The organism is Lysinibacillus sp. OF-1 (assembly GCF_028356935.1).
Taxonomy (GTDB): domain Bacteria; phylum Bacillota; class Bacilli; order Bacillales_A; family Planococcaceae; genus Lysinibacillus; species Lysinibacillus fusiformis_D.
In genome coordinates this window covers 1,418,008-1,433,312 of the sequence record NZ_CP102798.1, presented here as the reverse complement: position 1 = coordinate 1,433,312, position 15,305 = coordinate 1,418,008, and the positions used below count along the sequence as shown (strand labels likewise).

Genomic DNA, 15,305 nt, shown 5'->3' with positions numbered 1-15,305 from the left:
CTCTTCAATCCGCCAAACTCATTTTTCAATGGTATACCCCACTCCCCAAACAGTTTTAATAAATTTTGGGTTTTCCGCAGAATCTTTCATTTTTTCCCTTAAATGTCGTATATGAACCATTACGGTATTATTGCTGTTAAAATACTTGTCCCCCCAAATTTCTTGAAATAATTGCTCTGAACTAATGACCTTCCCTCGATTTGTACACAAATACCATAGAATTGCGAATTCCGTAGGGGTTAGGGATACCTGTCTTTCATTTAAAAAGACCTGCCGTGTGTTCTGATTGATCATCAAACCAGCGAAATCAATGATATCTTCTGTTTGCTTCGAACCTTGGTTGTACAATGTAAATCTTCTTATTTGTGCCTTGACACGAGCAACCAATTCCAATGGACGAAATGGCTTTGTTATATAATCATCTGCTCCTAAAGAAAATCCATTTATTTTATCAATCTCTTCTTCCTTTGCCGTAAGCATAATCACTGGAAAATTAAATGTTTCTCGGATTTTTTGTAAAATGGTAAAGCCATCTATCTCTGGCATCATAATATCGAGAACAGCTAAATCCACATTTTCCCGTATAATACACGCCAGAGCCTCTTGAGCTGTATAGTACTTAAATACATGGTAGTTTTCATTTTTTAAATATAACTCAATTAAATCTGCAATTTCTTTTTCATCGTCAACAACTAAAATATTCAAATGAATTGTCCTCTCCTTCTACTTACACAATTTCCAATGATTTTTCACAGGCATTATAGCACTTACGAATAGCTATATCTATTAATAAGAATAGGTTATTTAAAGCGCTATAAAAAAGTAGAGATGGAAAAAACCTCTTTCCAACTCTACTTTCCATATTGAATCCCAAGCCTTATCGTTATTCGATATTTAATTTGTTCAATTGGTCGCCACAGTAGTAGATTTCCGATTCAAATCCTGTGTTACCACTCTGCCTGAATAATAGTGCATTTGTTCATTTAATTTATGCTCTTTTACGGTTAAATTGGTTGGCCTTACTTTCAGAACAAGCGTCTTACTCCCGAGTGATGATTGATACTTTTCGATATGTGTTTTCGACAAAGGGGCGTGATAATAACCTGGGACATATTTATCAAGCATTGCCTGCATTGCCACAGTAGCCTCATCTAAATCTGTGACAATTTCCACCAAACCATTTGCGATGACACTCATATAAGCTGTATCCGTGTTAGCAGGAATGGGATCTACCATTGTTCCATAATTCTCGCATATAGAAATACATGCATTTGGGTTGGCTGTTAGGATGTCTATTTTCCTGCCTTCATTGGCACCGTGGAAATAAAAACTCCCATCTTTGAAGACATAATTTAGTGGCAGAACATATGGTGTATGTTGATCCACTAAACCAAGAAAAGCGGTTTGTGCGTCTTTTAAAAATGGTTGAATTTGTTTTTCATCTGTACAAGCTCTTTGCAACATTCGAATGTCTGTTTTCATCTTTTTATCCCCCTATCCTCTACTAAAGAGGAGTCTACAGCAGGATTGCCCTCTAAAAAAGGGACAGTTTTATGAAAAGGGATGGGTACAACTTTCAAATATTGAAATGAAAGTTAGTTATGCACTTTATTTATTCACCTGCATCTCGATAAAATAATTTAAGCTGTGCAACAATCAGAATGCTAATGACTACAAGTAAAAACCAAGAGCTTATTTTGCCAAAATGCACAATCGACCATGCTACCTCTTGATTAGGATATGACCATGCCCCAAAGAAAGTAGCGATATTTTCAGCAATCCAAATGAAAAAGCCAATCAAAAAGAAAGACGCAACGATGGGCATTTGATAGATTTTATTTCGCACCTTAAATTTGACCATTGTTCGATAAAACACCACAAAAAGTAATGCCATTAACAGCCATCTAAAATCATAAATAAAATGATGGGTGAAGAAATTGAAGTAAATCATGGCTCCTAGTGGAATGGCTACATAACTTTTTGGCCAACTCACGATTTTCAAATCGAATCTACGCCAGGCTTGGCAAATATAACTCGCCACACTAGCATACATAAATCCACTATATAATGGCACACCTCCCACTTTTGACCACGCCTCTTCAGGATAAGACCAAGAATTAAAATTTACTTTATACAGTTCTAGCACAAGTCCAATAATATGAAACAGACAGATGACTTTTATTTCATCCTTTGTTTCTAATCCAAATCTATACATCAAGTATTGCGTCAATAGACAGATGACTAGAATGAAATCGTATCTTGCTACACCTGGTATTGGAACAGCTCTAGAAAATGCAAGTGTAATAAATATTACAACAGGAAAAATACAGGATAACGATTGTTGATACGTAAAGATTCCTAAATCTTTAACAAAATTTTTTAACATGAATCCACCTCAGATTAGCTCAAAACTAAATTTATTCTTGTATGAAGAATAAACGATAAATTATCCTATTTCAATATTTTTTTATCGAAAAACGATAAATTTTTTCGTTTTATTTTGGAACTATTCTTTGGTAGTTTCGTCTTTGTTGTTCTTTATTAATAAAGAAAAGAGTAGCCACATAATACAGCTACTCTTATTACTTAAAGATACATTTTTTGATCTAATTTTAACTGGACTTCTTGTTGGTTTATTACTAAATTTGTAACTTTTTTCACTTTTAAATAATAAACAATATAACAGCCAATGAAGAAAGCTCCACCACAGTAAAGGGCTAATCGTTGAGCGGGATCAAAAGCCAAGCTTGCCATAACGATGCAGTTTGCCAATAATCCTAAAATAGGAATAACCGGATAGAATGGTGCTTTGAATTTTAAATCCTCCACTTTTCCTCCTTGGCGTAAATAGGAGCGTCTAAATGCAATTTGAGAAGCAGTAATTGCAATCCACCCAATTTGTGCACCTAAACCTGCTAGGGATAAAAGCCACACAAATACGGTATTAGCGGCAAATACGCTTGACAATAATGACAAACCAGCAACAGCAAGGGTAATCAATAATGCATTCATTGGAATTCCTCTTCTATTCACCTTCCCTAACAATGGACTTGCCATCTTTTCAACGGAAAGAGAAAACAGCATACGTGTTGCAGCATATAAACCCGAGTTAGCGACCGATAATAAAGCTGTTAGAATAACAAAATTCATAATATCTGCTGCATACGGAATCCCTATACTATCTAATACAACAACAAATGGACTTTCAACAACACCCGCTTTATCCATAGGAATCATAGCTGCCAATACAAAGACAGATAACACAAAGAAGAACAGCGTACGCCACACGGTTTGTTTAATAGATTTAGGGATTGTTTTTTCGGGATTTTCACTCTCTCCAGCAGCAATACCGATTAATTCTGTACCTTGAAATGAAAAATTCACGGTAATCATGGTAATGAGCAGTGCTGTTAAACCATTTGGAAAAAGACCACCCTCATAAAAATGAGTAAGAAATGGGGCATCTGTTCCATTTTTCATATCGATCAGCCCAAACATAGCTGCTCCCCCAACCGCAAGGAACATCAGGATGGCCAAAATTTTAATGCTTGAGAAGACAAATTCTGCTTCGCCAAAGGCTTTTGCAGATAAACCATTCAAGACAAAGAGCAGTGCAGCAAATATTAGGCACCACATCCATACTGGAGAATCAGGAAACCACCTTTGCATAAGTTGTCCAGCACCTAAAAATTCGAGTGCAACAGTTACTGCCCAGCCTAGCCAGTACAGCCAGCCAACAGCAAAACCAGTGGCAGGACCGATAAACTTCGTCGTATATGTTTGGAATGAACCAGATACTGGCATAGCAACAGATAATTCACCCAAGCATAGCATTGTTAAATACATTACTGCTCCGCCTACTAAATAAGCTAGAATGGCACCGGTTGGCCCCGCTTGATTAATGGTGTACCCTGAGCCAAGAAAAAAACCAGTTCCAATACATCCTCCGAGAGAAATCATAAATAAGTGTCTAGCTTTCATACTTCTTTTCAATTCATATTGTTCTGCTGCCATAAAAAACTCCTTACACTAATTATCTTGTAAGCACTTTCTTTTTTTCGTGCACGACAGATAACTATTTGAAATTTAAATAATTGATAGATGTTCAAGTTAATATATTTTATAAACTGTCAATTTTCTGACAAAATAAAGGCTATTGATGTGCTAGAGCATTTGCTTTTTCTATAGTAAACTTTATTTAGGGAGAGCTACTTTCTTATATTTGGTTGTGGCGACCTTATAGTCTAAGAAAAGTTCTTCCTTTACGAGAGAAATGATGTCACTATCCTTTGTTTACAGTAATGTATCACCGAATAGAGAGCTGATTAAAGCTACAGCAGCAATTGCCGTTTTATTATATTGATCTAATACTGGATTTGTCTCAACAAACTCTGCAGAAGTAATGATATTTGCTTCTGATAGCATTTCCATCGCTAAATGGCTCTCACGGTAACTAATACCACCTGCAACTGGGGTTCCTACACCTGGCGCATCGTTTGGATCAAGTCCATCTAAATCCAAAGATAAATGAACACCGTCGGTACGCTCCTTTAAATAATCAATTGTTTGTGACATTACAGTTGTCATCCCTAAACGATCGATTTCATGCATCGTATACACTTTAATACCAATTTCTTTAATAAGCTTTTTTTCACCTGGATCTAAATCACGAGCACCAATAATCACAACATTTTCAGGCTTAACTTTTGGCGCATAGCCTCCGATATTCGTTAGTGCAGGATGGCCAAGACCTAAACTTACAGCTAAAGACATACCGTGAATATTTCCTGAAGGAGATGTCTCACCTGTGTTTAGATCACCGTGTGCATCATACCAAATGACACCTAAATTCTCATAATTCTTTGAGACACCTGCTAATGTGCCAATCGCAATACTATGATCTCCACCTAAAACTAAAGGAAAACGTTTTAAGGAAATTTCATGATCTACTTTCTGACCTAGTTTTTCATTACTTTCTGTGACCGTTTTTAAATTTTTTAAGTTTGTCTTTCCTTCTATTTCTTTATCTTCCTGTTCGATGTCAATGGTTAAATCCCCTTCGTCATGTATGGAATAACCAAGGCCCTCAAGTCGTTCCGTTACCCCTGCATATCTAATAGCACTTGGTCCCATGTCTACCCCTCTTCTAGTTTGGCCTAAATCCATGGGTACCCCAATAATTGTCACTTCTTTATTCATGATCATTTCTCCTCTCCAATAATTACTTTCACAGTATAAAGAAAATGATATACTGACTCAACTCGACATTATTTTAAATTTTTATACAGTTTAAATTATTGAAAACATAGATATTTGCTTGTATAAACGATTGCATAAACGCTATTTCAGTGAATATTAAAACAATTTTTTCCTATTTTAAGCTATCGTTTTACATAAATTACCAAAATGAATATTAAAAATATTCTATTTCCATTGTTTTTTTTGAAAATTAAGATGGTAATTTTAGCAAAAAAGATAATATATTGATAAATAATTTCTAATTTATTCAAATTAACCCCTTTTTTTCTACATAAAAAAAGCCTTACTACAATAGTAATTAGGCTTTATTATCCCTATTTTAATAATTTCACAATACTATTCAAACAGGTTTCTTTATAAAATTTATGTTGTTCTTCTAAATCACAAGTTAACCATTGTATTAACGAACCATCAATCATTGCTCTCATCATTTTTGCAGAGGCTAAGGAATCAATGTTTGGGCTAAACACACCTTCCCTTTTTCCTAATTCAATAATTTCTTGACCAATTCCCCAGCAATTCTCATAAAATTTTAAGTTGATTCTTTTATAATCCTCATTGCCGTTTGCCTTGGCTAAAAAATCTAAATAGACTCTGTAAAACTTTTTATTATCTTGGGGTGACACAAAAACAGCGTTTAAGTAGGCTTGAAGCTTTTCTATAGCTGTTTGATATTTGCCTATTTCTTGTATTTCAACACTATAGATTTTGCTCGTAGTGGATTCCAGTAATGCCAATAATATATTTTGTTTACTTGTAAAGTAGTAGTGAACTACCCCTTTTGAAACATTGGCATGATCGGCTATGTCTTGTAGTGTAACTTTATCATAACCTAACTTTGAAACAGCATTAAAGGCTGCTTTCATAATTTGTTTTTTACGTTCTTCCTCTTTCTTTTTCATAGATGCCTCCGGTGATTTAATCAATTACGCCTCAGTGTAATTGCCGCTGACGCTTCGCTTGTACGCGAAGAAACAATGCATCCAGATTTTTTTGATTTTGCTCGAAAGCTCATTTCAAAAAACTGAGACATCCGCTGGCGGCTTTATGAGGATTCAACGGCTATCTCCCATTATAAATGAGAGGGATTTCTGTACATAACAATACAAAAACATATACTGAATCAAGTTAAAGCTATTATACAGGAAGAATAGGTAAACTCCAATTTTATATTGACCGGTCAGAATAATTTTGTTACTGTTTATTGGAATTAAATGATAAGGGGATGTTTACTATGACAATAGGAAGTTTTAAAGCGTTAGTTGTCAATCAAGAGGAAGAATTTACAGTTAAAGTAAACGAATTGACATTAGCAGACCTACCACAAGGTGAGGTATTAATTAAGATTCATTATTCAAGCATTAATTATAAAGATAGTCTTGCTTCTATTCCTGATGGTAAAATCGTTACTTCCTATCCTTTTGTTCCTGGTATTGATTTAGCTGGAGTCGTTGTTTCCTCTGAAGACCCTCGCTTTAACGAAGGTGATGAGGTCATTGCGACTAGCTATGAAATAGGGGTCTCTCATTTTGGTGGTTTTAGTGAATATGCTCGTATCCCTGCTAAATGGATTGTGCCTCTTCCAAAAGGGCTTTCGCTCAAGGAAGCAATGGTAATTGGTACTGCAGGATTTACGGCTGCATTGTCTATCAAAAAATTAGAGGACAATGGCATTAACCCTGAAAAAGGAAAAATTCTTGTTACTGGCGCAACAGGTGGTGTCGGTAGTTTTGCGGTCTCTATTCTTTCAACACTTGGTTATCAAGTAGAAGCAAGCACAGGAAAAAAAGCTGAACAGGACTTTTTAAATAATCTTGGGGCTACTTCAATCGTTACTCGGGAAGAAGTTTATGATGGGAAGATTAGAGCATTAGGTAAACAAAAATGGGCGGCTGCTGTTGATTCTGTTGGCGGAGAGCCACTCGCCTCTTTATTAAGTCAAATTCAATACGGAGGTGCTGTTGCGATTAGTGGTTTAACTGCAGGCACACAGCTTCCTACAAGTGTCTTCCCCTTCATTTTAAGAGGGGTAAATTTACTTGGAATTGATTCTGTTTATTGTCCAATGGATATTCGCTTAAACATCTGGCAGCGCCTTGCGACAGATTTTAAACCAGTAAACCTTGGCAATTTCATTCAGCAAGAGGTCACACTACAGCAACTTCCAAATGTTTTACCTCTTTTACTGAGAGGCCAAGCAAGAGGAAGAATTCTTGTTACTTTATAAGCTATTCGATTTAAATTTAAAAAGGTTTGATATACTATCTCATTCCCCTTTTTATTTCCCAGAAAATATTGATAGTCATCATCAATGATACAAAGGCTACTACGCATATAAAGCGTGGTAGCTTTTTTTTGGCTGACATCTCCCTGACATAATGGCCATTTATAGTAATTCATGAACGACCCACTTGCTCACTTTAAACAAATTCAGACGATAATGTTTGTCTAATTTAACATTAACAAGCATACCCATAGAGTATGTAGGCAGCATTTTGGGAACTGAAAACTATAATCAACTTTTGGAGATGATCATATGAAGCGAGCACATATCAATGAATTAAATATTACACGTGCATTAGCCATTCTTGCTGTACTCCTCATCCATTCTACTAGTACACCAGTTACAGCATTATCTAATGAATCAAAATTTTATCCACTATATGTATTTCTCAATATTTTTCCCAAATTCGCTGTTCCTGTTTTTATTTTCTTAAGCGGATTCGTTTTATTTTACAACTATATACAAAAAGAACTAACGAAAGAGCTTATCATTCGTTTCTATAAAAAAAGAGTGACACAAATTCTCATCCCTTATCTCTTTTTTTCTATTTTTTATTATACAGCCATGCAATTTTATGTGACACATGATTTAGTATCCACATGGCATGCTTTATTTAGTGTTGAATTTCTCAAAAAACTATTAATAGGAAAAGCGTACACCCATTTATATTATATTTTTATCATTGTACAGTTCTATCTTATATTCCCTTTATTCTTATATGTTTTAAAGAAAAAGCCAGCCCTATCTCCTCATCTAATTTGGATTGGCTTCGTTCTTCAATGGGCCTTTATTCTATTAAATGCAGAGTTTTGGCAGTATCCCTATAGAGGGAGTATTTCTTTCTCTTATATTTGCTATTTTTTAGCTGGTGCATTTTTAGGTATTTATTTTGAAAAATATAAAGGATGGCTTCAATTAAAAAAAGGAAATTTTCCTATCCCCCTCCTTTTTATATGGTGTGTAGGGCTATTATCTACTATCTATAATGTTTATTTATATTACTATGTTTTTTCGTCACAAACCTATTTAGTGAACAGCACCATATTTGAACTAGTTTTTCAGCTCCAATCTTTAACAGCCTGTATCGTCTTATTACAGCTTTCTTATTGGATCTATAATAAATGGAACCATGCATGGGTCAACGGTTTCATAAACTTAGGAGTAGTATCATTTGGCGTCTATCTATTGCATCCATTTTTCCTTTTCCTTTACAGACAAATTAGTACTGGCGGCAATAGTGTCCTCTATCACCTATGGAGTGCTGGCGGCTTTATCTTTGCTCTATTTATTACATGGATGATTGTGCTGTTAATGGGCAGATTTTTCAAATACCATTGGATTGCTTTTGGGCCTATTCCGCAAAAGTTCCCTTATAAATAAAATTCATAGATTATCATAAAACTAAAAACCCTGTAGAGATATCTCTACAGGGCTTCTTATAATTGACAGGTTGAATTATTTTGAAATAGAACCGTCTTTTACTTTATTGTTATTCACATCAGCTAAGTTAGTTGATTTGAATTCTACTACAATGCTATCTGTTAAAGCATATTGATCTTTAGTTGTCACTTTAAGTTTACCGTTTTCTACAACAGCAGCAGTAATTTTCACAGTAGAGCCAGCAATTTTCACTGTTAAACCTGTTGGTGTAGCTTCATTTACAATACTTTCAGAGAAGTCTACGATAAATGTTTTATTATCTACTACTGTTACTTGAGAAGCTACAGGGACAATATTTTCTTTCAGTGTTACTTGAGTTGTAGCTTTCCCATTTTTAAGTGTATTTCCTTTTGTATCAACTACATTTTTAGCTTCAAGTACATAATTACCATTAGCAGTAATAGAACCTTCAGGTAAAGTGAATCGGACTTTTTTAGTACCATCTACAAATTGAAGTTGAGTTCCAGCAGGTAGCTCTTTTCCGCCAAGTGTGTAGTTAGCAGCATTTGTTGCTGTAGCAGTCACATCTGTAGCATATTCAACAGTGAATACATTGTTATTTGTTACAACAACTGGTGTAGCTCCAAATACTAATGAATCTGTAGGCGTTTCAGGTGTAGCTTCGAACGTTCCAGTTGTAACATTAAATGTAATCGTCTCTGCAGTCACGTTTTTAGATAAATCTTTCACTGCTCCAGCAGATAATTCAAATGTGTATGTTGAATTGCTATCTAAATCAATGTCAACTTTAACTGTGTTTTTCTCTGCACCCTCAATTTTGCCATTACCATCTACATCGTAACCAGTACCTTTAACGTCTTTTACCGCTATTTCTTTTCCAGCAGTGTAAGCAATACCGTTCTGAGTTTTAATTGTTAAAATACCATCTACTTTGACAGGCTCACTAAAAGTAAGGTATAAAGCATCTACATCTGTAGTTACCTTCACATCATCAGCTACTAACATTTTTGTAGAAGCAGAGACAAGTGTAGCAGGCGTTGTATCTTTAGTTAGAATAGCATTGAACTCAAATGCGTCTCCAGCATTTCCAGCTACATCTTTTTGTCCTTCTACTTTAATATTTGTATTAATAAATGTTGATGAACCTAACACTGCTTTCGCATCAATCGTGAATACAGTTTTATCAGCTACATCTTTCAAATCAGCATCTTTTAAGTAGAAAACAGTTGATCCTACAGTTACTTTCGCATACCCTTCAACTGAAGCATCAGCATCTACAACAAATTTTTGTTTCATTAATTCTTCTGAGAAATCAAACGTAATTTCTGTACCGTTTACAGCTGTTGAAACAGTTGGTTTTGAATTATCTACATCTGCTTTAGCAACTGTGAAGTTCACAGCGATAGGATTCGCGATATTATTCGCGAAATCAGTGGCACCAACAATATCTACTTTATAAGTTTGCTCAGCTGTCAATCCAGTAATTGTTAATTTTTTACCAGATAAAGTATAGCGATCTTTTGACAGTTCAGTACCATTTAAGCTTACTGTTCCTTCATTTTGTACAAGCTCATCGAAAGTGATCACTGCTGTAGTACCTTTTGCTTCTACAGTATTCACACTAACAGGTGTTGTATCTGCAAAAGTTAATAAATTGTTAAATTCTTCAGTTAAAACTTTAGCATCTGCTTTTGTTTTGACTGGTTTTACAGTCACTTTTCCGTTAGTTAATTTTAACTCCTTATCAGTCGTTAAAGTAACAGACATGCCGTCTTCAGCCACTACTGCACTTGTGATAGCTACGCCTTCAATAGCATACTTCGTTGTGATTGCCGCATCTTTTGCATCAACAGCTGTGTTGAATTTTACTTCAAGCTCTTTTGCATTTAACCCTTTTACAGATGCTACAGCTGGTGTTACCTCTTTCACAGTTGCATCAATTGTACGTTTTACCATAGTAGCGAATTCTTCACGGCTGATTTTATCTTGTGGTGCTAATAATGAACCTTTACCATTGATTACGCCGTTGTCAACAGCCGTTTCTAAGTAAGATACAGCCCATTTAGAAGCTTTCGAAGCATCTGCGAATTGGCTAAGGTCTGCTTTACCTGTTAATTGGTAGCCTTGTACGATAACTTTCGCAGCTTGTTCTCTTGTTAATTGAGCTTTAGGTTCAAATCTGCCATTACCCATACCATCAAATAATTCTGGTGAAGTTGCAAGTACTGCATTATAGAACCAGTCATTTTCATCAACATCTGAAAAATCTTCTGTTCCTGTAGCTTTTAAATCTAAAGCTTTTGATAAAATTTCAGCAGCTTCTGCACGAGTAAGCGTACCAGCTGGGTTGAAGTTCCCTTTTTCATCACCTTGGATGTAGCCTTTGTCAGTTAAAAATTGTACAGCTTCTTTTGCCCAAGATGAAATGCTATCTGCATCATTAAATTCGGCAGCCGATGCTACTGGTACGATTGCTGATGCTACAAGTGCTGCTGTTGCAGTAGTTGCGAAAAATTTACGACCTTTGTTTTGTTTCTTCATAGTATATTCCTCCAGAATTCTAATAAATTATATTATTCTGTGAGAACAATATTATCGCGCTATTCAATTGTTAAAATATGTATAAATTGTTCTCGCAAATAATAATTACAACCAATTATAGGGAAAGCAAACTTCTAAATTTACCAAGATTAAATATCCCAATCAAACTGTAATTTGCTTTACAAGACAATAATATAACTAGATTACCAATAAATAAACGCTAAAAATAAGGTAATTTTACTACTAGATTGGTTATATAGGTAATCTTTTCATAGAAAATTTCTATAATATAGAAAAATAGATAGAATAGGCATAAAGTTCACCTACTTAAAGGGATTATATGTAATCAGTTCTTTTTCATTTACATTTGTTTTATTACTTTCTTAATATAATAGCTGAACAAAATTAAAGCTCTATCAGTGTTAAATTCTAGGTTAATAATTAGTTGATTGCTAAAATTATTTTGTCTAAATCGATTAAATGAATATTAGCCCCAGTCCCCTAAACTTTATTCACAAAAATATTTAAAAGCTATTTTCTATCATCAACTAACTATCTCGCATTTTTTAGCAATATTATTTAAAAACGGAGCAAGGAACAGTAATAGAAGTGTGCTTAAACTGTATCCGCTGCTTTTCTAATTTTAAAACAATAAAGCCATCTGACACCAATTCAATATCGGTATCAGATGGCTATATCTTCTTATTTATAATGACAGGGCGAACGACTATTACACAATGTTCATCCTTTAAAGCAGTTTGACGACCAGCAATTTTGCTCCAGTGAGTAACTTCATCTTCACTAATATTTTGCTGCTTCAGACGGTGGATTTAAAGCGTCTTTTAGTTGTTCGTCAGTTACATCATAGTCATAAAATTTGGCGTTATAATACAAGAAACTCCATTAAACTAAGGTATGTTGTCGCCTTGGCTAAACCACTACATCCGTGGGAGCGCTTCGGTGTTGTAAATAATTGAGCCTTTATTATTGTGCCGCTGGAATAAATGATTCAACAATGGTAGCTAATGCTTGAATGGTATCGTAGCTGTCACCTGGAAATTCCGCTTGGGCAAAATCAACTTGAAGTTCTTCACAAATTTTTTGACATTCACTTCCGATTTCAAAATAGGATTCAATATCCGCAGAAAGTGAAAGGAGTTCACATGTGACAAAACCTTGAGCACCTTCTGCATGTAATGTTTTAATCTTTTCCTTTACATCTGGAGCAAGCCAGTCACCTTTGCCATGACTACTTCGATAGGTAATATGCCAGTTATCAATTTGAGCAGCTTTTGAGATGGCCTCTGCTAATTCGGAGAATTGGCGTACATACAGTTCATTTCGTTCAGGATTAATCGGCTGACTATGCACGGTATATAAAACATGAGTGTGCACTCGTTTTTCAGTGGGAATCCATTCATAGGCACGATGAACACGATCTTTATAAACAGCAAGTAATTCTGTATTTAAATGCCAATTTTGACCACTTATAATAGTAACATCATGAGAAGCTAGCAATGCACTTACTTCATCATGAAACGCAGCAGCACCTGAAGACATAATCGGATTTACAGGTAGCGTAATAAAAGTTGAGATACCATCTTCAAGCATCGTGTTAACAACATCTGGAATGTAAGGTTCTGTATGTTTGTAAGCATTATATACTTTTACAGGCTGGGCTAAGCGTTGCTGTAAAGCATGTTCCAACCCTTTAGCAATACGGCTCGTATTGGCTGCTAACGGATCAACACCACCTAATTTTTTAAATTGCGCTGTAATATTTTCAATCACATGAGGTGGTGGCGTTTTACCATTCATAATATGTGAAAAATAAGGTGTAACATCGTCTAAAGATTTTGGTGCGCCATAAGCGTAATAAATTATACCAATCATTTTTATAAACTCCTTTACTTCAATGGAATAAGTTAATTTTATATGTGCTACAGATGCTTCATAAATTTCAAATTACTATTTCTAACAGAAGCATCTTGTGACCATAGAAAAAATACGTTCATTTACAAGAACTTGAACACAATTTTACTGGGGTAAAGACAGGATTTCCATGCTGCATATAAATTTCAGCATCAATTTCAAAAATGGATTGAAACATTTCTTTACATATTACACAATGGGGTGAATCATCATAATGAATTTTCCCATTTTTTAATACAATTAGACGTTGGCTATTTTGTGCGGCTTGGTTAATATCATGCAACACCATGATAACGGTCATATTGTATTTATGATTTAACTCTTTTACAAGCTCCATCACTTCTAATTGATGAGCAATATCTAGATATGTTGTTGGTTCATCTAATAGCAAAACTTTGGGATGCTGTGCTACAGTCATTGCAATCCAAGCACGTTGGCGTTCTCCTCCAGACATCGAAGGTAGTACCCGATTTTGCATGTGATTCAATCCAGTTACATCAATTGCCCAATCGACAATTTTTATATCCTCTTTTGACAGCGACGTTTTCCCTCCACTATGCGGATGACGCCCAAATTCAACTAACTCACGCACCGTTAAATCTAATTGATGATTATTCATTTGTGGGAGCATCGTTAATGTTTTAGCCACTTCTTTAGACTTCATTTCATGAATATTCCGCTCATCTAAATATACTGCCCCACTATTCGGCTTTAAAAGACGTGAAATTACACGTAATAAAGTTGATTTTCCCGAGCCATTTGGTCCTATTAAACTAACAACTTCTCCTTCATTGATTGTCAAGGAAATATCATCTAACTGGAAGTTGGTGAACTCATGTTGGTAATTGATATGCTCAGTTCGTAGCAATGGAATTCCCCTTTCTATGAATTAAATACAGGAAATATGGCCCTCCGATAAATGCTAGTAAAATGCCAACAGGAAATTCAATAGGATCAAATACAGTTCTCGCAATTGTATCTGCGAAAACAACAAGTAAGCCACCAGCCAATGCTGAAGTAGGTATTAAATACTTATGATCTCCACCGATAATTAATCGTAAAATATGTGGTACTACCAAACCTACAAAACCAATTAAACCAGCAACACTTACTGCAATTCCTGCTAGTAACGTACTTAATACAATTAAAAAGAATCGACTGCGTTCAACATTGTGTCCTAAAAGACTTGCCATTTCATCGCCTAGACGCATTATACGAATATGTTTAATCGCATAAATTGATAATATAATAGCTACAAGGACATAGTAGACAATCATCTCTAATTGCATCCAACCAACACCCGTTAAACCGCCTGACAACCACGGCAATACAGATTGTACACGATCGCTATAAAGAATCATTAATGCATTTGTTCCTGCACCACAAAGTGCATTGATGGCTACCCCAACTAAAATAATTCGCATTGGGGATGTGCCACCTTTTTTCACCGATAATGAATACACAATCATTGCCGCTACAAAAGCACCTAAAAAAGCTGCTATAGGTAAGTAAATAATATAGCCAGGAAATACAACCATAACCGCTACAGCCATCATTCCAGCGCCAGAAGTAATTCCAATAACTCCTGGATCGGCTAATGGATTTTGCATGACTCCTTGTAAAATCGAACCCGCAATAGCCAAGCAAACACCAATAATCATACCCGTTAGTATACGGGGCATTCGGATTTCCCAAACAATTCGTCGTGCCATAGTATCTTCTGAACTAAAAATTCCATTAAACACTTCACTTACTGAAAACGAAACTTGTCCTATCATAAGGCTGCCAATACTCACAATGATTAATAGTATAGGTAACACAATTAGCGCTATTTTTCGTTTTTTAGCAAGTGGGTGTGCATATTTTTCCGCTTCTGCTATCATCGTTA

At 35.3% G+C, this 15,305-nt stretch carries 12 protein-coding genes; 2 read left to right on the top strand and 10 right to left on the bottom strand.

Going from position 1 to position 15,305, the window contains the following annotated elements:
- Nucleotides 1-18: 18 nt before the first annotated feature.
- The 6 genes from vanR to NV349_RS06735 all read right to left on the bottom strand — a co-directional run bounded on the left by vanR (nucleotide 19) and on the right by NV349_RS06735 (nucleotide 6,161).
- Complete coding sequence (vanR, locus tag NV349_RS06760; protein WP_271913553.1) at nucleotides 19-711, bottom strand: VanR-ABDEGLN family response regulator transcription factor; 693 nt, start codon at nucleotides 709-711, stop codon at nucleotides 19-21.
- 192 nt (nucleotides 712-903) lie between these two features.
- Entirely contained in the window at nucleotides 904-1,482 is a 579-nt protein-coding gene (locus NV349_RS06755) for a pyridoxamine 5'-phosphate oxidase family protein (RefSeq protein ID WP_058843356.1), read from the bottom strand.
- A gap of 130 nt (nucleotides 1,483-1,612) precedes the next feature.
- The gene (locus tag NV349_RS06750; RefSeq protein WP_058843355.1) at nucleotides 1,613-2,386 is read right to left on the bottom strand and encodes a DUF817 domain-containing protein; all 774 of its coding nucleotides are present in this window, start codon (nucleotides 2,384-2,386) and stop codon (nucleotides 1,613-1,615) included.
- A gap of 200 nt (nucleotides 2,387-2,586) precedes the next feature.
- Nucleotides 2,587-4,014, bottom strand: coding sequence for an amino acid permease (locus NV349_RS06745; protein WP_271912692.1), 1,428 nt, complete (start codon nucleotides 4,012-4,014; stop codon nucleotides 2,587-2,589).
- Nucleotides 4,015-4,293: 279 nt separating this feature from the next.
- Entirely contained in the window at nucleotides 4,294-5,199 is a 906-nt protein-coding gene (rocF, locus tag NV349_RS06740) for an arginase (RefSeq protein ID WP_271912690.1), read from the bottom strand.
- Between the two features lie 374 nt (nucleotides 5,200-5,573).
- Entirely contained in the window at nucleotides 5,574-6,161 is a 588-nt protein-coding gene (locus tag NV349_RS06735) for a TetR/AcrR family transcriptional regulator (protein ID WP_036127086.1), read from the bottom strand.
- 332 nt (nucleotides 6,162-6,493) lie between these two features.
- Here NV349_RS06735 and NV349_RS06730 point away from each other — a divergent pair, with 332 nt between their 5' ends.
- Nucleotides 6,494-7,486, top strand: coding sequence for an NADPH:quinone oxidoreductase family protein (locus NV349_RS06730; protein ID WP_271912688.1), 993 nt, complete (start codon nucleotides 6,494-6,496; stop codon nucleotides 7,484-7,486).
- Between the two features lie 309 nt (nucleotides 7,487-7,795).
- On the top strand, nucleotides 7,796-8,923 hold the full coding sequence (locus NV349_RS06725) for an acyltransferase (RefSeq protein ID WP_271912686.1): 1,128 nt from the start codon (nucleotides 7,796-7,798) through the stop codon (nucleotides 8,921-8,923).
- A 75-nt stretch (nucleotides 8,924-8,998) separates the two neighbouring features.
- On the opposite strand, the gene NV349_RS06720 is transcribed toward NV349_RS06725, so the two are convergent.
- From NV349_RS06720 to NV349_RS06705, 4 genes are all read right to left on the bottom strand, one after another.
- A complete protein-coding gene (locus NV349_RS06720; RefSeq protein WP_036127095.1) occupies nucleotides 8,999-11,485 on the bottom strand; it encodes an S-layer homology domain-containing protein in 2,487 nt (828 codons plus the stop codon).
- A gap of 984 nt (nucleotides 11,486-12,469) precedes the next feature.
- Nucleotides 12,470-13,378 carry a ferrochelatase gene (locus NV349_RS06715; protein WP_271912685.1) on the bottom strand — a complete coding sequence of 303 codons (909 nt, stop codon included), beginning with the start codon at nucleotides 13,376-13,378 and terminating at the stop codon, nucleotides 12,470-12,472.
- Nucleotides 13,379-13,496: 118 nt separating this feature from the next.
- Nucleotides 13,497-14,285: an ABC transporter ATP-binding protein gene (locus tag NV349_RS06710; protein ID WP_442916420.1), complete on the bottom strand. Its 789-nt coding sequence runs from the start codon at nucleotides 14,283-14,285 to the stop codon at nucleotides 13,497-13,499.
- Nucleotides 14,272-15,300, bottom strand: a complete 1,029-nt coding sequence (locus NV349_RS06705; RefSeq protein ID WP_036127100.1) for a FecCD family ABC transporter permease — start codon at nucleotides 15,298-15,300, stop codon at nucleotides 14,272-14,274. Before NV349_RS06705 ends, NV349_RS06710 begins: the two co-directional genes overlap by 14 nt.
- Nucleotides 15,301-15,305 lie beyond the last annotated feature (5 nt).